Raw genomic sequence first — 21,559 nt, 5'->3', positions numbered from 1 at the left:
TGAAACTGCGTATCTGATTCACCTTATGTAACACTATGTATATTATGTTACATAAGACCCTTTATCCTTTATCATTCAACGGGTTTCGTCTATAATAGTAACATAAAGCTCAATATGTTACTTTACTATTATAAGGGGTTTTTTGATGCATATCGTACAGCCGATCCGAAGTTTGGAGAAGATCCAGGAAGTCAAACAGTATTTAATGAAGAAAAGTGATCGTGATTATTTTTTATTTATTTTCGGCATGAACAGCGCACTGCGGATTTCAGATGTTCTGCCGCTTCGCGTGAGGGATGTAAGGAACAAAGACCACGTGTGGGCAACCGAAAGCAAAACGAGAAAGAAAAGAAAAATTCTGATACTGGAGTCTTTAAAGGCCGACATATACGCTTATACAAAAGACATGAAAGAAGATGACTATTTGTTTAAATCGAAACGGACGAATAAGCCCATATCCCGGATTCAGGCATACAGAATATTAAAGGAAGCGGCTGCCGCTTGCGGATTGGAGGAAATCGGGACGCATACGCTTAGAAAGACGTTCGGGTATCATTTTTATCAGAGGACAAAAGACATTGCTGAACTGCAGAGGATTTTGAATCATTCTTCTCCGTCTATTACAATGCGTTATATCGGAATAGATGAAGATACGACGAGAGCCGCCTATAAAGTGTTCGGAGGGCTGTAGACTTGAAAAAAACGGCCGCCAGCGTTACTATAATAGAAGCAGGCTCTAGTAGCACAGCGGATAGTGCAGCAGTTTCCTAAACTGCAGGTCGGGAGTTCGAATCTCTCCTAGAGCGTTTTTTGTATGTGATAGGCGCAGCTTAATAATGTCGGTAAAACAAAAACCCCCTTGTTATACAAGGGGGTTTTGAGTTGAATATTTTGTGAAAACCTGGTGGAAATGATGTGAAAAAAGCCCGCTGTAAGCAAGCGGGCTTTTTCTTATATGACAGCATCAAATTGATTGACTTTCCAAACGTTGTTTTCTTTTACGAATGTTACATCGCGTTTTGCTGATGGAGAACCGTCAAGAGTCGGTACAGTGAAGCGGTATGTTTGGACGCTTCCTTTTTTAGAAAGAAGGGTCATTTTTGCTTTTTTCCAATTCAGGAGGTTATCTCCGTCGCCGACCGGAACAGCCAATTTGCCGTCTTTTACAGTGAAGTGGTAATCTTTGAGCCCTTTGTCAATCGCTTGCTTTGTAAAAGCGGGTGTCAGATATTTTACGGCTTTCGCTTTTGTTCCGAGGTCTTTGCACATAAATACATATTGCAGATTTTGATATTCAAACGGTTCAGATGTGCAATTTGCGTTTGATTTAAGCGCACCGCCGCTCATTGTATTCCAGAAATGTTCTCTCGCTGACAGGGCCAGCTGAAGTGCTTGTTTTTGTGTAAGGCCATTAGGTGCATTTTTTGCAGTCGCCGCAGTGCCCAATGACAGAATCAATGTAATAGTAGTGAGGAATAATAGCCATTTTTTCATGATATAATCTCTCCTTCAATCAATCTCTTTCTCTTATGTTACAAATGTTACAATAATTACGGTAAGATTACAATACCTTTTCAGAAATATTTTCCGGACTTTTTATTTTTATGGTTTATTTCCATGTAAGACGTGAGAAAAAGATAAAGAGTTTCATTGAACAAAAGGTTTTTACAAGCTGTCTGCTGAATAATAAAATGGAAGAAAATCAAAAAAGGAGTCCTACATATGGAAGTACAAGATCATTTAGAAACAGCGGAAGGCCGCGGCCAGTCAGTCTGGCGATCGATGTCACTGTTTTTAGTGCCGCTGCTTTTAAGCAATGTATTGCAATCTGTCGGCCAATTGGTAGGAATGGTATTTGTCGGAAGGTGGCTCGGAGTCGATGCGCTTGCCGCCGTATCGTCTTTTTTTCCGCTGTTTTTTCTGCTGATCTCCTTTACGATCGGAATCGGTTCAGGAAGTTCCATTCTGATCGGGCAGGCTTACGGCGCGAAAAACGAAGAGAGGATGAAGGCGATTGTCGGCACTACACTGACTTTTACCTTTATGCTCGGTGTTGTTCTGGCAGTTGTCGGCAGTGTGTTTACGCTTGATATTCTGCGGCTGATGGGAACGCCGGAAAACGTAATAGATGTCAGTGTCCGATATGCGCGCATTTTGTTTTGCGCAATGCCGCTGATGTTTTTATATTTTGCGTATACGACATTTTTACGCGGAACGGGAGATTCAAAGACTCCGTTTTATACGTTAATCGTCAGTACAGTCATAAACATCGGGCTTTTGCCCTTATTGATTCTCGGGCTTTTCGGACTTCCGAAGTTCGGCATTTACGGTTCGGCGTATGCAACCGTGATTTCAAACATCGTGACATTTATCGTACTCATGGTTTATTTGCGGAAAAGGAAACATCCATTGGCATTTGATCGGACTGCGCTCCGTTCTCTTAAAATGGACAAAAAGCTGCTCGCGCTTTTACTCCGTCTCGGTATTCCGTCGAGCATCAATATGATTCTCGTGTCACTTTCTGAAATTGCGGTCATTTCATTTGTCAATCATTACGGATCAAACGCGACGGCTGCTTACGGGGTCGTCAACCAAGTGGCGAGTTATGTGCAGATGCCGGCGGTAAGCCTCGGTATCGCCGTTTCCATTTTTGCCGCCCAATCCATTGGCGCCAATCAATTCGGCCGGCTGAAACAGGTCATCAAAGTCGGCATCGGCCTGAATTATTTGATCGGCGGGGTTTTGATTGTGCTGATTTATACCTTCTCCCGGCAGATACTTGCTTTGTTTTTAACAGATCAGGACACGCTCCACATTGCCCGCAATCTGATTATGATTACCCTTTGGAGTTATTTGATTTTCGGTCACGCTCAGATCGTTTCAGCAACGATGCGGGCGAGCGGTACGGTGTTATGGCCGACGATTATCAGCATTTTTGCGATTTGGGGAATAGAAGTGCCTGTGGCCTTTATTCTTTCTCATTATACGAATCTCGGCATTCTCGGCATTTGGGTCGGTTATCCGGCGGCTTTTGTCGTCAGCCTGCTGCTGCAATACGGATATTACCGGTTTGTATGGAAGAAAAAACAGATTACCCGGCTGATTCAATAAGGTTTTACCGCACATCGCTCAGTTCATACGGGCGATGTTTTTTTTAGAGAAGGAAAATGAGTTTAGAAAATGGAATTCCTATACATGCTAGAAAACAAGGAAAGGGCAGGTGCTTATGACGATTGAACATACGACTTATTTAGGGGCTTCAGCCATAAAAGCGGAGACTGATCAGGCTGAATGCATCATTGTGCCGGAGTGGGGATCAAATGTCATATCGCTTCGGGATAAAAGAACCGGTATGCGGCTTCTGAGAGAACCGGAAACTGCGGAGCAATTCCGCAAAAAACCGATGCTGTACGGCATTCCCGTTTTATTCCCGCCGAACCGGATTACGGATGGGACGTTTCGTTTTGACGGCCGCGCGTATCAATTTGAGATAAACGAAGAGGATAAACATAATCATATTCACGGCTTTCTTCACAATCAGCATTGGAAAGCGGCGGCAGCGAAAGAAGAGGGGGATGGAATGACAGTCGAAACAGAAATTGATCTTTCAAAGATTCCCCGTGTTCATAAACAATTTCCGCATGATGTCGTTGTCCGGATGACCTATACATTAAAAGACAATGTGTTTACGCAGCAGGCGCTGATTATCAACAAGGGAACGGAGGCTTTTCCTTGGGGGCTCGGCTATCATTCCACATTTGTTTTCAATGAAGAGCGATCCCGTCTATTTTTGACGGCTGACCGCATGTGGGAATTAAATGAACGTTTCGTGCCGACGGGCCGTTTATTGGATGTTCCTGATAAAGAAGCGTTCCGTCATGGGATGTCTTTGAAAAATAAACAGTTTGACGATGTTTTTCTTTCTTCCGGACGGAATGGCGGCAATAATGAAGCTGTTATTTATCATCCGGATGAGCAATTATCCGTTTTGTATCAAGCAGACACGTCTTTCAAGCATTGGGTGGTATATAACGGTGACGGAAAGCAGGGGTTTGTCAGTCTTGAGCCTTATACTTCCGTTACAGATGCATTTAATCTGAATCAGCCTGCATCACTGACAGGGCTTCAGATTCTGAAACCGGGCGAAGAAGCGGCTGCGTCATCCAGGATCACCATTTTGCATGACGAAGAATAGGAAAGAGGCGGGATAACATTGAAAACATATGTGAAACGCTTGAGCGCGGTGATTCTGCTTTTGATCATTGCCGCAGTTCCTTATATCGATGATGCTGCTAAGGCGGCTGAACAAAAAAATACTTTGCAAAAAGAGCTGGAACACATTCTGGATGAAGAACCTGCTTTAAAAGGAGCTTCAGCGGGCGTCAGTGTCCGGTCAGCAAAAACAGGGGAGGTGCTGTTCGGCAGCCGGGAAGATATGCGGCTGAGGCCTGCATCACTGATGAAGCTGCTGACGGCATCTGCAGCGCTTTCCGTTCTCGGAGAAGATTACACCTTTAAGACAGAAGTACGGGCAGACGGCGCCGTAAAAGGAAAACAGCTGCGCGGAAACCTTTATCTCAGGGGAAAAGGTGATCCGACCCTATTGGATTCTGATTTTGAGAAGATGGCTAAACAGGTCAAAGCCAGAGGCATCCGGGTCATTAAAGGAGATCTGGTCGGAGATGATTCGTGGTATGACGATACCAGGTATTCAGTTGATCTTCCGTGGAGCGATGAAGGCCAATATTATGGCGCGCAAGTATCAGCTCTTACCGCTTCACCAAATGAGGATTATGATACCGGAACGGTGATTGCGGAAATCAGCCCGGCGAAACAGCCCGGTAAAAAGCCGCGCATTTCGATTTCTCCCCATACGGACATCGTTCGTGTGAAAAATGAAGTGAAAACCGTCGCTTCTGATGGAAAGAAAGATTTGACGGTTGAACGGGAGCACGGTGGCAATGTGATTACGATAAAGGGAACCATACCTGCCGGCTCGGCACAGGCAAGAGAATGGGCGGCGGTGTGGGATCCGTCGTCCTATGCTTTAGATTTATGGAAACAAGCGCTTACTAAACAGGGTATAACTGTAAAAGGGAAAATCAGAACAGGGCGAATGCCGCACCGCACCCAGCTCGTCACATCACGGACATCCATGCCTCTTTCAGAATTATTGATCCCGTTTATGAAACTGAGCAACAACGGACACGCCGAAATTCTGATCAAGGAAATGGGAAAAGTGAAAAAAGGGGAGGGCAGCTGGGAAAAGGGCTTGGACGTGATGAAATCGGAACTCAAATCGTTCGGGCTGAATCCGGATGAATTGATTGCAAGAGACGGATCCGGCGTTTCTCATATTAACGGCGTATCCGCCGGCCAAATCGGAGAGCTTTTGTATGCGGTTCAGAAAGAAAAGTGGTACCCGGCTTTCCTTCGTTCGCTCCCTGTCGCCGGTGCAAGCGACAGAATGACGGGAGGAACCCTTCGGAACCGGCTGAAGAATACTCCGGCAGAAGGCAAAATTAAAGCGAAAACCGGGTCACTAACATCAGTCAGTTCGATTGCCGGCTATGCAGACACAAAAACAGGAGATACGCTTATTTTTTCCGTGCTTCAAAACGGGCTGCTTGACGAAGATGACGGAAAAGACATTGAAGACAAAATCGCAGTCGTGCTGGCAAATCAATAAGAAGGGCCGAATCCTTAGAGGATTCGGCTTTTTATGATGTCTGTAAAACATTATATTGCGATTATGAATCAATCTTTTCAAAAAGTAATATCGGCAATATCCTTCCTTTTTTTTACATACCGCTTTCTTACATGTTCACCGATTATTCATTTTTTAACATAAAACTTCTTTTCGGGAGGAAAACCTTTTTAAAAGCGCAATTAATTATACATTTTATTCCTTATTATAGTGTTTAAGAACCAGTTTATAGTATGCATACATACCGTTTTACATGGTATAAAGATTATAGAAATGAAGAAGTGAAGTGAGGAATATATACTATATTCTAAAAAATGTTAGAGAAAATTTAATTTTTTATTGTGATTTCTAAAATATGTTTTAAAATAATGCTTATATGGATGATTAAGTCATATGCTGTCGAAATTTAATTGTAATTATTTCACTTTCTTATCCTCTTAAATTGAAGCGGAGGGATTCCATTGGAGAACACTGTTTATTCTTTAACTCACGCACAAAGAAGAGTGTGGTTTACGGAGCTGCTCGAACCGGGCACAAGTATCTGCAATCTCGCGGCATGCGTCAAATTCAGGGGGGACATCGATTTTGACGTACTGCGCCAGGCTTTAGATTTTTCTATCTCGCAAAATGATTCGCTCAGGTTTCAACTGACAGAAGGGGACGGATCAGAACCCCAGCTGTATCTGGCGGGGCATCGGCCGATTTCTCTAGAGACTGTTGATTTTACTCATACTGATCAGGCAGAGCGGGACGCATGGATTGACACGCAGACTCGTGTTCCGTTCAAGCTGTTTCATTCACCTCTGTATCAATTTACTCTTCTTGTCATGTCAGACAAAGAAGTTTGGCTTTATTCAAAATTTCACCATATTATCATGGACGGCATCTCGCTCAACCTGCTCGGCAACCAGCTCATTGACATCTACCAAAAGATCATGCGGGGCGAGGATTTAACTGAACATCACAGACCTTCCTATCTCAGCTACATGGAAAAAGAACAGCAATACTTACAGTCTTCCCGTTTTCAAAAAGACCGTTCATTTTGGACTGAAACATACCGAACCGTTCCGGAACACCTTTCACTGGCGGAACGAACCTCTCATCTTAGACAAAGCACTGCGGCTTCCAGAGATACTATCACTCTTTCTCACTCCTTAGAACAATCTATCCGGCGTTTTTGCAAAGAAAATAATATCAGCATCATCTCTCTGTTTATGGCTTCGTTATACATATGCATCAGCCGTCTGACGGCTAAAAAGGATATTGCCATCGGCACTTATTACGGAAACCGGGGCTCCAGGCTCGAAAAGGATATGCTCGGCATGTTCGTCAGCACACTGCCGATCAGAATGACGGCAGATCCTGATGCGGAGTTCCTGTCCTTTGTCCGCAGCGTAGGAAAAGAGCAGCTGTCTGTTATGCGGCACCAGAAATATCCTTACAATCTTTTTGTCAATGAATTAAGGCAGATTCATCACGACCTGCAAAATATCATCGGGATTTCGATGCAATACCAGCCTCTCGCGTGGCGTCAGGCAGAAGGTTTCGATTATGAAACGGCGATGTTTTTCAGCGGGCATACGGCAAATGAGCTGTCCATTTTAATTAAGGAGCGGACAGATACGGGATTGATTGAGCTGAATTTTGATTACCAATCCGCTTTATTTACTGAAAAATCAATCAAACGCATTCAAACTCATTTGCTGACGATCGTTGAAAATGCCGTTAGAAATCCAGACCGGCTGATTCGGCATATTGATATGGCGGATGAAAATGAAAAGAAACGGGTGTTAACTGCGTTTAACCGTACAGAAACGGCTGAACCGTCGGCCCCGACGCTTCACGGGCTGTTTACCCGCCGTGCCGCGCTTTCGCCGCATCGTCCGGCGCTCCGTTTTCCGGGCGGTATGCTGACGTACGCCGAGCTTGACCAGTACACAGACAGGCTCGCCGTTCGGCTCCGACAAAAAGGCGTCCGCAAAGAAAGCATGGTCGGCGTGCTCGCTGAACGCTCGCCGGAGATGGTGGTTTCTGTGCTTGCCGTGTTAAAAGCGGGCGGCGCCTACGTGCCGCTTGACCCGGAGTATCCTGAGGACAGGCTGCGCTATATGCTCGATGACTGCGGCGCTTGTCTCCTGCTTGCACAGCCGGGGTTATCCGTTTCCGGTTTTTCCGGAGAAACGCTAGAAGTGTCTCTTTCTGCTCTGACAAGTGAGGCGGAGACAGGGGCTGTCTCTGACGAAGCGGATGCTGATTCGCTCGCTTATATCATTTATACGTCCGGTTCGACGGGAACACCGAAGGGAGTGGCTGTTGAACACCGTCAGGCCGCCGCCTTTTTATCAGGGATGCAAGGGCAGTTCCCGTTGACGGAAGAGGATATTATCGTGCTGAAATCATCCTTTTCTTTCGACGCTTCCATCTGGCAATTGTTTTGGTGGACGATGTCAGGCGCCTCCGTGTATCTGCTTCCGGCCGGCTGGGAGAAAGATCCTGTGCGGATGATTGAAGCGTTTGCCTCAGAAAAGGTGACGACCGCGCATTTTATTCCGGCAATGGTCAACAGCTTTTTAGACGCGCTGGAAACGGAGCCTGAGGAAACAAGAACACGCCTCGGCAGAACACTGACACGCGTGTTTGCCGGAGGCGAAGCTCTTTCCCCGCTTACGGCTGCCCGGTTTGCAGATCTGTTGCCGGAGACGATGCTTATTCACGGCTATGGACCGACAGAAGCGACGGTTGATGCGGCGTTTTACGTCTGTGACCGAAAACGGGACAGCGGACGGACAAGGCTTCCGATCGGAAAACCCGTTCCGGGTGCCCGTCTGTATGTATTAGATAGCGGAGGAACCATCCAGCCTGCGGGCGTGGCAGGAGAGCTGTACATCGCGGGGACCGGGGTGGCCCGGGGCTATCTGAACCGGCCTGAGCTGACGGAGGAGCGTTTTCTCAATGATCCGTTTTACCCGGGAGAACGCATGTATCAGACGGGTGATATCGCACGCTGGACAGAAGATGGCCTTGTCGAATGGCTCGGACGTTCAGACGGACAGGTGAAAGTCCGCGGCTACCGGATTGAACCGGGAGAGATCGAAGCGGCGATCCGGCGCATCGACGGCATTCGTGAGGCAGCAGTCACCGCCCGGAACGAACACGGCGAAACCGCGCTTTACGCCTATATCGAAGGACGGGAAAGCGATGACGTGCGGGCGGAGCTTGCGACACGCCTTCCGGCCTACATGATGCCGGCTCAGTTTATAGAGATGAGCGAATGGCCGGTCACGCCGAGCGGAAAACTTGACCGCCGCGCGTTGCCGGCTCCCGGCGGAGCGGCAGACAGACAGGCGTACACCGCCCCGCGGAACGTCACGGAAATGAAGCTTTGCGCCCTTTGGGAAGAGGTGCTGAAAAACGGCCCCGTCGGCATCCGGGATCACTTTTTTGAGCGGGGCGGCCATTCGTTAAAAGCGACGGCTCTCGTCTCCCGCATCGCCAAAGAGTTCGGTGTTCAGGTGCCGTTACAGGACATCTTCGCCCGGCCGACGGTGGAAGAGCTCGCTTCGGTTATTCAGGACTTGGAAGAAAGCCCGTATGAAGCGATTCAGCCTGCGCAAACACAGGACACCTATCCGGTGTCTTCGGCGCAGAAACGGATGTATGTGCTCCAACAGCTTGAAGACGGCGGTGTCGGCTACAATATGCCGGCTGTGCTGGAACTGACGGGCCCGCTTGACCGCGGCCGGCTGGAGGAGACGTTCCGGCAGCTTGTGGAGCGGCATGAGTCGCTCAGAACGTCCTTTGAAACGGGGCCTGACGGCGAACCGGTGCAGCGCATCCATGACAGCGTGCCGTTTCAGCTGGATGAGGCCGAGTCAGCTGACGCATTCGTCCGGCCGTTTTGTCTGGAAGAAGCGCCGCTCTTCCGTGCGGCTCTCGTGAAAGAATCGGACGAACGTCATCTTTTATTAACGGATATGCATCATATTATTTCTGACGGTGTGTCCGTCAACACCTTGATAAAAGAATTCGGCGAGCTGTACGCAGGCCGTTCGCTTGCGCCGATGCGCCTTCAATATAAAGACTATGCCGTCTGGCAGCGGTCGTTTCAGGAGAAAGAAGGGTACCAGAAGCAGGAAGCCTATTGGCTGAAGCGGCTTGAAGGAGAGCTTCCGGTGCTTGAGCTTCCGGCTGACAAGGCCCGTCCGGCTGTCAGAAGCTTTGCGGGCGGCAGCGTATCGTGCACGCTTGACGCTGAAACGGCATCCGGCCTTCACCGAATCGCCCGGGATCACGGCTCCACTTTGTATATGGTGCTTCTCGCCGCGTACAATACGTTACTCGCGAGATTGAGCGGGCAGGAAGACATCATCGTCGGCTCGCCGATTGCCGGGCGTCCGCACAAAGACCTTGAGCCGATTCTCGGCATGTTCGTCAACACGCTGGCCATCAGAACGGAGCCGAAAGGAGACAAACGGTTTACCGATTACTTGGCGGAAGTCCGCCAGGCCGCGCTTGAGGCGTATGAGCATCAGGACTATCCGTTTGAAGAGCTTGTGGAACGGCTCGGTGTGCAGCGGGACATGAGCCGCAATCCGCTGTTTGATGCGATGTTTATTCTTCAGAATATGGAGCGAGAGGAGATAAATCTGGCCGGTCTGAAAGCGTCGCGATCAGAGCATACCGAACATGATGTATCAAGTTTTGACCTGACCTTATCAGCGGCTGAATCCGATGGAAACATCCGCTTTGAAATGGAATTCAGCACCGAGCTTTTTATGAAAGAAACGATTGAACGCTGGATGGGCCACTTACTGAATCTCTTGCGCCATGTTGCCGCCGAACCGGAAGTCACACTATCGAAAGCTGACATTTTGGATGAAGAAGAAAAACAAAAGTTACTGATTGAGTTTAATAACACACAAACCGAATTCATGGAAAAACACAAACTGTTTCACCAGTTGTTTGAAGAGAAAGCAGAAGAAACGCCTCATCAGACCGCTGTTATTGAAGGAGCACAACAGATCAGCTATTTGCAGCTTAATGAGCGGGCAAATCGGCTTGCGCGAACATTACACAAAAATGGATTCGGTCCGGGAAAAAGAGCAGCTATATTGGCAAACCGTTCGATTGAAGCGATCGTCAGTGTTCTTGCCGTCATGAAATCGGGAGGGGCGTATATACCGGTTGACTCCCATTATCCCGAGGAACGGATTCGCTATTTATTAAAAGACAGCGCGGCATCCGTCTTGATGGTGCAGTCAGAATACAAAGAACTTGCTTCACAGCTGACGGATAACAATTTATTTCTCATTCAGCTTGATCATGAAGATCAATACGATATTTGTGCAAAGAATATTCAGCCGGCAGCGTCACCGGATGATACTGCATATATCATATATACTTCGGGAACAACGGGAACGCCGAAGGGAGTCGAAGTCAGAAATCGCAGCTTTACGCATGCAGCACTTGCATGGCGCAGGATTTATGAGCTTGATCTTATACCGGTCAGAGTGCTGCAGATGGCGAGTTTCTCATTTGATGTATTTTCAGGGGATCTTGCACGCGCCCTGCTAAACGGGGGAACGCTTGTCATTTGTCCGGATGACGTCCGGCTTGAGCCACAACAGCTTTATCAGCTCATTGATCAGCACCGTATCACGTTTATGGAGTCGACACCCGCGCTGATTGTTCCGTTTATGGAATATATATATCGCCGGAACCTCGCGCTGCAAAGTGTAAAAATACTTGTACTGGGTTCAGATATGATCAAGTCGCAGGATTTTTATACGCTTCATGAACGCTTCGGAAAAGAAATGCGGATCATTAACAGCTACGGTGTAACAGAAGCGACAATTGATTCTTCGTATTATGAAGCCGAAATGAGCGAAGAGCCGCGGGAAGATGATGTGCCGATCGGTGTTCCGCTTCCGAATGTGCAAATGTACGTCTTAAACAAAGACAAACAGGTCCAGCCGATCGGCGTTTTCGGAGAGCTGTATATCGGGGGCGCCGGCGTCGCAAAAGGATATTGGGGACAGCCTGAGCTGACAGAGGACGCATTCAGTGACCCGTTACAAACGGGAGAAACGCTTTACAGAACCGGAGATCAGGCTTGCTGGCTGCCGGATGGTACTCTTCGTTTTCAAGGGCGGATTGATAAGCAGGTAAAAATCAGAGGCTACAGAATTGAGACGGGAGAAATTGAAAGTGTGCTTTTGAAACACGATCAAGTCAAAGAAGCGGCTGTTACCGTGATGAAAGATGCTGAAGGACAAGCCCGATTAGCGGCATACATCGTTCCTAAAGAGGCCGATATCTCATCACTTCGCCAGTCTCTTATGCAGGAGCTCCCGGCTTATATGATGCCGTCTCATATTATCGGTTTAGACAGCATGCCCCTGACACTGAACGGCAAACTTGATAAATCGGCACTGCCGGCAGAAGAGATACATTCAACACAGGCATTTGTCACGCCCGGCGATGAAAAACAGGAGATGTTATGCCGGATTTGGGAAGATGTGCTTCATGTTCAGAAAGCGGGAATTCATCACTCTTTCTTTGAGCTTGGGGGAGATTCCATTAAGGCGCTTCAAGTGTCAGCCCGACTCGCGGGAGAAGGCTGGAACATGTCGATCCGCGATTTGTTTCAGTTCCCGACGATTGCAGAACTCGCGAAGCACCTCATGCCGGCTGTTGCAATGGCTGATCAGGGGCCGATAGAAGGAAGCGCTCCGCTGACACCGATCCAGCAGAGATTTTTTGAGGAGCCGGGTGCGTTTGAGCTTCATTATAACCAAGCGGTCATGCTGTGCAGTGAAGACAGCCTCGAAATAGATGCGCTGTATCAGGCGGTTTGCGCGCTGACAGAACATCATGATGCGCTGCGAATGACTTTCACTGAAAATGAGCATGGGGAAACGGTTCAATATAATCGCGGAATCACAAAGCAGTATGAAGAAATCTTTACGCTTAACGTCATAGATATTTCAGAAGAAACGCAGCCCGAAAAACGGATAGCCGCTGAGGAAAAAGAAATACAGCAGGCTATGCGTCTTGATCAAGGGCCTCTGCTTCATCTCGGAGTGTTCCGGCAGAAGGAAGCCGACCATCTTCTTATAACAATTCATCATCTTATCGTGGACGGCGTGTCATGGAGGATATTGCTTGAAGATCTGCAGACAGCTTATCAGCAGGCATTGGAAGGCAAACAAATCAAACTGCCGCCGAAAAGCGATTCTTATATAAAGTATGCCGAAGAGCTTTTTGACATTTCCAAAAGCAAAGCATTGCTGGAGGAAGCCGCATACTGGGACAGCGTGATGTCTAGTGAAACAGCGCCGCTGCCGAAAATAACTGATGAAAACGCCGGACGATTGCAGGAAAACGCGCGCACGGCATCGTGGATATTAAGCAGCGAAGTCACGAAACAGCTGCTGTTGGAAACACAGCAGGCATACGGAACGGATGTTCATGAATTGCTTTTAACGGCGCTTGGAATGGCGCTTCATGAGTGGACGGGTTCTGAACAGATCCTTATCAGCACTGAAGGGCACGGGCGCCAAGGGCATATGCCTGACATTGATATGTCAAGAACAGCAGGATGGTTTACATCTGTTTACCCGGTGCTTTTGGATATGAGAGTGCCGGGCGGCTCAGGCGAAAAAACCGCTCACCGCATAAAGACGGTAAAAGACATGATGAGACGGGTTCCTTATCACGGAACCGGCTACGGGCTGTTGAGATATTCGCGAAACATTCTTTATAAAGACCCAGAAATAAGCTTTAACTATCTCGGTGCGTTTGACGGTCTTGAGGGAACGCTGAAGATGTCACCGTTCAAGCCGCAGCATGATATAGCGGCCGGGCGCATCCGCGAGTTTGATCTGGATATTAACGCGATGGTGGCGGCCGGGCAACTGGAGGTAAAAGCCGTTTATACCGATGTATTTGCACCGGGGGCAATCGAGGTCTTCATGAATCGTTTCCATACTCACATCGAGGACATCATCGCCCACTGTTCCGGCAAGAAAGAGCGGGAAAAAACATTAACGGATTACAGCCATACAGAATTGACCGCTCAAGCACTATCAAGCATTGAAGATCTCGTAAAAGGACTTTAATTTCATAAAAAGGTGTGTGGCATTCGTGACACAAGCGACAGAAATTCAAGATATTTACCCTTTATCATATATGCAGGAAGGCATGCTGTTTCATTCGCTTCTGGATTCCGGATCAAACGCATATGTCGAGCAGATTTCGTTTACAGTCAGCGGGGATTTATGCATTGATACATTCCAAAAAAGTCTGGATATGCTTGTCAGCCGTTATGATATTTTCAGAACGATTTTCATAAAAGAAGTGCCTGACCTTGAAGGGCCGCAGCAGGTTGTCCTTTCACGCCGTGACACAGCCGTACAGACTGAGAACATTTCAGATTATTCGGAAGAACAGCAGCAAAACATCATTAAGGAATTCAAGGAAACCGACCGGAATAAGGGCTTTGATCTGCAAAAAGGCCCCTTAATGCGCCTGACTCTTTTTCAAACGGGAGAAAACCGCCATACATGCGTTTGGACTCACCATCACATTATGATGGACGGCTGGAGCTTGGGCATTGTGCTGAAAGATTTCTTCAGCATGTATTATGCGATCCGAAACGGGCGGCCTGTAAACCTCGGCAGTCCGGCTCCTTACAGTTCTTATATCAAATGGCTCCGAAGCCGGAATAAAGAAGAAACGTCAGCGTTCTGGTCGCGCTGCTTGGAAGATTACGGAGAAGTCGTTTCCGTTCCGCAAACGAAGAATAAGCCGGCGCAAAACGGTTATGCATCTGAGCATTTTCAATTTTCCCTTGAGTCTGAAACCGTGCAAAAACTGACAGACATTGCCCGAAGCACCGGGGTCACGCTGAATACTTTATTTACGAGCATTTGGGGACTGCTTCTCCACCGTTACAACGGCACTGAAGATGCGGTATTCGGTTCAGTTGTTTCCGGCAGGCCGTCAGCTATCGCCGGCATTGAATCCATGGCCGGACTGTTTATCAATACCGTGCCGGTAAGGGTGCGCGCGGCTGGGGATATGACTTTTTCTTCTCTCCTCAAAAAGGTGCAAAAAGAGTCACTCGCTGCGGAAGAGCACAGCTATTATCCGCTTTATGACATCCAAAACGAGAGCGGTCTGCAAAAAGATCTCTTGAACCACATCCTGGTTTTTGAGAATTATCCGGTTCAGATGCAGACTGCGGTAAACGGCTGGCAGCAAACGGAAAGCAGTGCGCTCTCACTTGAAAACTTTTCGATGGCGGAAGAAACCAATTACGATCTTAACGTCGTCATCGTTCCGGGAGAAGAGTTTTATGTGAAATTCAGCTACAATGCGGGCATCTACGATCGGGAAGACATGAAACGGATCAAAGGGCATATTCTGGAGGTCATCTCCTGTGTAACGGAAGATCCGGACAGGCTTTTATCAAGCATCAGTCTCGTGCCTCCGGAGGAAGAAGCCTTGATTCATTCGTTTAACGAAACGAACCGTCCGTACCCTGAGACAACCGTTCATGGGCTGTTTGAAGAACAGGCGGCAAAAACGCCTGACCAAGAGGCGTTGAGATATAACGGGGTAAGCTGGAGCTACAAGAAATTAAATCAGCGGGCGAATCAGATTGCGCATGCCTTAAGGGAAAAAGGCGCACGCCCCGATCAGATCACTGCTGTTATGCTGCGCCGATCAATGAGTACGGTTGCCGCTCTGCTCGGAATTTGGAAGTCGGGCAGCGCCTATATGCCGATTGATGCGGAATTCCCGCCTGAACGGATTTCATTTTTACTGAGAGACAGTGAAGCCTCACTGCTCGTGACTGAAAAAGACCTGCTCCCCCTCATTCCGCCGGATTTCAAGGGCAGTGTCGTCATCATAGAGGAAACGGTTTCCCAGCAGACTGCACCGCTTCCGCCGGTATCTGACAGCGGAAATTGGGCGTATGTCATTTACACCTCCGGAACGACAGGCCGGCCGAAAGGGGTGCTTGTACAACACAAAGCGATCAGCAATACATTGCAATGGCGGCGTGAAGAATACGGGATGACAGAAGGGGACATAGCGCTTCATCTTTTTTCATACGTATTTGACGGGTCATTAACGAGTCTTTTCACTCCGCTTCTGTCGGGCGCCTGTGTATTGTTAACTGATGAAGATGATGCGAAAGACGTCCTTTCAATAAAACAGAAAATCACCCGCCACGGAGTGAGCCATCTTCTGATCGTTCCGTCTCTGTATCGCGTTCTGCTTGATTCGCTGACGAAAAAGGATGCGCAGACGCTTCGGGCGGTGACATTTGCCGGGGAAGCGGCCACTCCTGATATCGTGGAAGCGAGCCGCGGCATATGCCCGAATGCCGAGCTGCTGAATGAATACGGCCCGACGGAAAACAGTGTGGCCACGACGATTCTGCGCAACCTGCAAAAAAGCAGCCGGATTACGATCGGGCGCCCGATTGCCAACACTTCTGTCTATATGATGCATGGAGATCGGCTGCAGCCGGTCGGAGCCGTCGGTGAACTGTGTATTTCCGGAAAAGGTCTGGCGGATGGATATTTTCAGCAAAAAGAGCTGACGGGCAAAGTCTTTACCCCTCATCCGTTTCGTGAAGGTGAACGGCTTTACAGAACGGGAGATGCAGCCCGATTTTTACCGGATGGAACGATTGAATACATGGGACGCTTTGACGATCAGGTGAAGGTAAGAGGTTACAGAATTGAATTAGGAGAAATCGAAACGGCACTCAGAAGTCTGTCCGGGGTAAAAGAGGCGGCAGTCACCGTGCGCAAAATGGCGGACGGGGAACAGGAGCTTGCAGCTTATGTCGTACTGGAAAATGCGGGTGTGACATTTAAACCGCACGCTGAATTGGCCGGGAGATTACCTGCTTATATGATACCGGGAAGCTTTACCAAATTAACGGAAATGCCGCTGTCTGTGAGCGGAAAACTTGATCGGGCCGCACTTCCTGAGCCGAAAAAAGCCGAGAGAATCGGTGATTATCAAGCTCCGCGCACAATGCTTGAGACTGAGCTGCTGTCTATTTGGCAAGAAGTGCTGAAACGGGAACACATCAGTATGAGAGATGATTTCTTCCAAATCGGCGGACAGTCGCTGAAAGCCGCGTCGCTTGTTTCAAACATACATAAACGGCTGCAAATTGAACTTGCCGTCCGCCATGTTTTTGAACATCCGACCATCGAGAGCATGGCCCGCTTCCTTGAACAGAGGAAAAGAGGAGAATATGCAGAAATCACGCCTGCTGTGGCAAAGGACTTGTACCCGCTATCTTTTGCGCAAAAAAGGCTCTATGCCCTTCATCAGCTTGCAGCGGACAGTACGGGCTATCATATGCCCGCTTGTCTGGAACTGAGCGGCAGACTCAACCGGGATCGCCTGCACGAAGCCTTTTCAGCGCTGTTACAAAGGCATGAAGCGTTACGCACTTCATTTGTTTTACGAAACGGGGAGCCGATGCAGCAAATACATGCACATGTCGATCTTGACCTCACAGAGATTCACATGCCATCCGGGAACCTTCTTCAAGAGGTGATGGAAACTTTCGTCAAACCGTTTGACGTGGAAAAAGCGCCGCTTTTGAGAGTGACTTTAGCCAAAGTTACTGAAGAACGTCATTTTCTGCTGCTTGATATGCATCATCTTATCGCAGACGGTGTGTCAATGAGCGTTCTGATTCAAGAATTGACGGATTTGTACAGAGGAAAAGAGTTGCGGCCGTTAAAACTCCAGTACAAAGATTTTTCCGTCTGGCAGCATGAGCGGTTTGCCGCTGAAGAATTCAAAAGACATGAGCGTTATTGGCTGGAGACGATCGGGGAAAACATTCCCGTACTTGATCTGCCGCTCGATAAAAAGCGCCCGCAGCTTCCTGATTTCAGCGGGTCCGCGGTTCGAACGCGCCTTCAAAAGGAAACGGCGGAGAACTTGCGCCAGCTCATGGATGAGACGGGTTCGACACTGTATATGATTCTTTTGGCAAGCTACTCCTTGTTCCTTTCTAAATTGAGCGGGCAGGAAGACATTGTCGTCGGTTCACCTGCGGCCGGCAGAAGCCGCGCTGAGCTTGACGGGGTCATCGGCATGTTTGTAAATACCGTGGCAATGAGAAGCAGGCCGAAAGGGGATAAGACATTCCGCGCTTATTTAGAAGAGGTGAAAATGCTCGCCCTCGGCGCGGCCGAACATCAGGACTTCCCGTTTGAAGAACTTGCCCAAAAGCTTGATACACACCGGGAAGTCAATCGCAATCCGCTGTTTGATGCCATGCTCGTTTTGCAAAACAGTGATGATTTCGAAGTGAACCTTCCGGGCTTATCCGTTTCTTCACATGCAGTGAAGCATGACATTTCAAAATTCGACTTGACGCTTCATGCCGAGGAACGGCCGGATGGCTCACTGGATTTTCATTTTGAATACAGTACCGCGTTGTTTGAAAAGGATACGATCGAACGGTGGGCCGATCATTTTAAAGAGCTTTTAGGACAAATCGCATCGGATGATGAGCGGAAGCTGTCTGACATTCATTTGCTGGGCATAAACGAGCGGCAGATGCTTCTTCAAGCGGAAAATCAAACGGCGGAGTATCCGAGGCATGAAACGATTGTCAGTTTATTTGAAGCACAGGCGGAAAAAATGCCGGATCAAATTGCAGCCGTCATGTCTGATGAGCGTCTCACCTACCGCGAGCTCAATGAAAAGGCGGATCGAATCGCCGATATGCTGTCGGAAAACGGCATCCGCTCCGGACAGATTGTCGGAATTATGACCGAACGATCTCCGGATATGCTGATTGGGATTCTCGGTATTTTAAAAGCGGGAGGTGCTTATCTGCCGATTGATCCTGACTATCCGGACGAGCGGATTTCATTTATGCTGACTGACAGCGGCGCGCGTGCTCTGTTGACGCAATCGGGTCTTGGGATATCCGGAATGGACGGGCTGCCGGTTTTATACATCGATAAGCCTGAATCCGTTTCAGCAGACAGAACGAAAGAAATAATAACGCCTGAACAGCCGGCTTACGTGATTTACACATCGGGCACAACCGGAAAACCGAAAGGCGTTATGACGGAACACCGCAATGTCATCAGTCTTATCACACATAAAGGACTGCCGTTTGATTTCGGCTCTGAAGACGTCTGGACGCTGTTCCATTCCTATTGCTTTGATTTTTCTGTCTGGGAAATATTCGGCGCGCTCTTATACGGCGGAAAGGTAGTTATCGTGCCGAAAGACACAGCCCGTGATCCGTATTTGTACCGGCAGCTGCTGCAAAGTGAAGGCGTAACGGTGCTGAACCAAACGCCGACGGCTTTTTCCGGACTCATTCATGAAGAGGCCGGGCATACGGACAAGCTGAAGCTTCGATATGTCATTTTCGGCGGAGAAGCGCTTCAGCCCGGCATGCTGAAAAGCTGGAAAGAGAAGTACCCGGAGACGGAGCTTGTTAATATGTACGGTATTACGGAAACCACGGTTCACGTCACATGCAAAAAACTGAATATGGATGATATTGAGAGAAACAAAAGCAATATCGGCAGACCGCTGGAAACCCTTCATGCTTTTGTTATGGACGCCTATATGAATCCGCAGCCGATCGGAATTCCCGGTGAGCTTTATATCGGCGGGGAAGGCGTCGCGAGGGGATATGTAAACAGGGATGATTTAACCGCCTCCCGTTTCATCACGAATCCGCACGTTTCCGGCATGCGGCTCTACCGGACGGGTGATATCGCCAAAAGACTCTCAAATGGAGAGCTGGAATATGTCGGGCGGAAAGATGCGCAAGTAAAAGTCAGAGGCCACAGAATTGAGCTGGGAGAAATTAAATCAGCGCTGCAAGAGCTTTCCTCCGTGAAAGAGGCCGCCGTGATCACACGTGCTGATCAGCACGGTCAGCACTCCATTTACGCATACGCGGTCTTACACGGGAACGAAAAGATAAAAGAAGCAGAGATTCAGGCCTCTCTCAGAGCTTTTCTGCCGGAATATATGATTCCCGCCCGCTTGATAGAGCTTGATGAACTGCCTCTGACGGCGAATGGGAAGCTGGACGAGAAGGCGCTCCCGCAGCCTGAATTAAATGATAGCCTTGGAGATGATATCAGCCTGAGAAATGAAACTGAAGAAATGATGGCTGACATTTGGGAAGAACTCTTAGGTGTTGAAGGCCTCGGCCCCAATGCTCATTTCTTCCATCTCGGCGGGGATTCGATTAAAGCGCTGCAAGTATGTGCGAGGCTGAAACAGCAGGGCTATGAAACGACCGTCCGCGAGCTGTTCGAGCATCAGACACTGGGAGAAGTATCGATGCGGCTCCGGAAAGTCCGCCGCGTGATTGATCAGGCTCCCGTCACGGGAGACGTGCCGCTGACGCCGATCCAGCACTGGTTCTTGTCGCAATCATTGCCGCATGATCATTTTAATCAGTCCGTAATGCTCCGCAGTGCGGACAGAATCAATGAATCTGCTATGAGAAAAGCGCTGGCACAGCTCGCGGTTCATCATGACGCATTACGGATCGTATGCGGCACGCAAAACGGATCGGTGACTCAATACAACAGAGCGGAAAAGCTTTCTGAAGAAGAACTCTTTACGTTTGAAACGCATGACGTGAGAGGGAAAGGGTCATTACAAGAGGAGCACGCCGCAATTGAACAGGCGGCCGCCCGTATTCAAACTTCCATTCGGCTGGAGACGGGTCCGCTCGTAGCTGTCGGATTATTTCACGCTAATGATGGCGATCATCTGCTGCTTTCTATTCATCACCTTGTCATTGACGGTGTATCATGGCGGATTTTATTTGAAGATCTCACCGCGTGCTACAGGCAGGCGCTCGCAGGAAAAGAAACCGCGCTTCCGGCAAAAACCGATTCCTATCAGACTTACGCGAAGCAAATCTCTGATTATGCAAAAAGCCGCCGGCTGTTACAGGAAGCAGACTACTGGTCCGAAAGAGAAAGAGCGGCGGTCGAACCGCTTCCGAAAGATGCCCGCATCTCTTCCAATCTTCTGAAAGATACAGATGTGATGACCGTTACATTGACGAAACAGGAGACTGAGCAGCTGTTAACGGAAGCGAACAGAGCATACACAACAGAGACGGGTGAATTATTGCTTGCCGCGTTAAGCCTTGCGCTGAACAGATGGACCGGAAACGAGACATTCAAAATCAGCATGGAAGGCCACGGAAGGGAAGAGCACTTGGAGCATCTTGATATCAGCAGAACCATCGGTTGGTTTACGTCAATTTATCCGGTATTGGTTGACGCAAGTTTTCAAGATCAGGCTGATGACGGCGAGCGGCTCGGCTATCACATTAAGCGGACAAAAGACATGATGCGCCGCATTCCGCATAAAGGAGCGGGATACGGGGTGCTGAAGTATATAAGCAAACTCTGGGAAGAGACTGAATCCGATTCTCCTGAAATCAGTTTTAACTATCTGGGACAGTTTGACCGTGAAATCCGTTCCAGCGGCTTTGGTGTTTCTCCCGTAAAAGCGGGAAATGAAGTCAGCCCAGACTGGGAACGTCCGTACACACTTGATATCAGCGGCTCCGTATCGTCGGAATGTCTCAGCATGCATGTCGTGTACAACCGTTTTCAGTATCAAAAAGAAACGATTGAAGTTTTGACGGGATATTTTCATGCCTTTCTCAAGCAAATCATCACGCATTGCACAGGCAAAGAGGAGCGTGAATGGAGCGCCGCTGATTTCAGTGACGAGGAGTTAACGCTGGAAGATCTGAGTGACATTATGGGAGCCGTCAACAAACTATAGAAAAGGAGT

Annotated in this window: 7 protein-coding genes and 1 tRNA gene; 7 read left to right on the top strand and 1 reads right to left on the bottom strand. The window is 48.5% G+C overall.

All coding sequences use genetic code 11. The features are described 5' to 3' along the window. The first annotated feature begins 145 nt into the window (after positions 1-145). Positions 146-691 carry a site-specific integrase gene (locus JNUCC21_RS09830; protein WP_003153850.1) on the top strand — a complete coding sequence of 182 codons (546 nt, stop codon included), beginning with the start codon at positions 146-148 and terminating at the stop codon, positions 689-691. Between the two features lie 42 nt (positions 692-733). Next, positions 734-806 (top strand) — tRNA-Arg (locus JNUCC21_RS09825). Positions 807-951: 145 nt separating this feature from the next. Here the strand turns inward: JNUCC21_RS09825 and JNUCC21_RS09820 are convergent. Beyond that, positions 952-1,494, bottom strand: a complete 543-nt coding sequence (locus JNUCC21_RS09820; protein ID WP_052827517.1) for an IseA DL-endopeptidase inhibitor family protein — start codon at positions 1,492-1,494, stop codon at positions 952-954. A 228-nt stretch (positions 1,495-1,722) separates the two neighbouring features. Here JNUCC21_RS09820 and JNUCC21_RS09815 point away from each other — a divergent pair, with 228 nt between their 5' ends. The 5 genes from JNUCC21_RS09815 (at position 1,723) to JNUCC21_RS09795 (ending at position 21,550) form a co-directional block, all read left to right on the top strand. Continuing rightward, the gene (locus tag JNUCC21_RS09815) at positions 1,723-3,111 is read left to right on the top strand and encodes an MATE family efflux transporter (protein WP_007407362.1); all 1,389 of its coding nucleotides are present in this window, start codon (positions 1,723-1,725) and stop codon (positions 3,109-3,111) included. Between the two features lie 115 nt (positions 3,112-3,226). Beyond that, on the top strand, positions 3,227-4,195 hold the full coding sequence (locus tag JNUCC21_RS09810) for an aldose 1-epimerase (RefSeq protein WP_327944058.1): 969 nt from the start codon (positions 3,227-3,229) through the stop codon (positions 4,193-4,195). 18 nt (positions 4,196-4,213) lie between these two features. Next, entirely contained in the window at positions 4,214-5,689 is a 1,476-nt protein-coding gene (gene dacB, locus JNUCC21_RS09805) for a D-alanyl-D-alanine carboxypeptidase/D-alanyl-D-alanine-endopeptidase (protein WP_369878794.1), read from the top strand. Between the two features lie 479 nt (positions 5,690-6,168). Next, on the top strand, positions 6,169-13,827 hold the full coding sequence (locus JNUCC21_RS09800) for an amino acid adenylation domain-containing protein (RefSeq protein WP_369878793.1): 7,659 nt from the start codon (positions 6,169-6,171) through the stop codon (positions 13,825-13,827). A 25-nt stretch (positions 13,828-13,852) separates the two neighbouring features. After that, positions 13,853-21,550 (top strand): amino acid adenylation domain-containing protein, encoded by a 7,698-nt coding sequence (locus tag JNUCC21_RS09795; RefSeq protein WP_369878792.1) that lies wholly within the window; start codon positions 13,853-13,855, stop codon positions 21,548-21,550. Positions 21,551-21,559: the final 9 nt, after the last annotated feature.

The organism is Bacillus sp. JNUCC-21, from assembly GCF_041222765.1.
GTDB lineage: Bacteria > Bacillota > Bacilli > Bacillales > Bacillaceae > Bacillus > Bacillus velezensis.
The sequence above is the reverse complement of the archived record's forward strand: the minus strand, read 5'-3'. Positions and strand labels throughout refer to the sequence as shown.

What these genes read in the sequence shown, in the direction of transcription:
- JNUCC21_RS09810 (WP_327944058.1), top strand. Translation starts at nt 3,227, where the DNA reads ATGACGATTGAACATACGACTTATTTAGGGGCTTCAGCCATAAAAGCG.
- JNUCC21_RS09815 (WP_007407362.1), top strand. Translation starts at nt 1,723, where the DNA reads ATGGAAGTACAAGATCATTTAGAAACAGCGGAAGGCCGCGGCCAGTCA.
- JNUCC21_RS09820 (WP_052827517.1), bottom strand. Translation starts at nt 1,494, where the DNA reads ATGAAAAAATGGCTATTATTCCTCACTACTATTACATTGATTCTGTCA.
- JNUCC21_RS09830 (WP_003153850.1), top strand. Translation starts at nt 146, where the DNA reads ATGCATATCGTACAGCCGATCCGAAGTTTGGAGAAGATCCAGGAAGTC.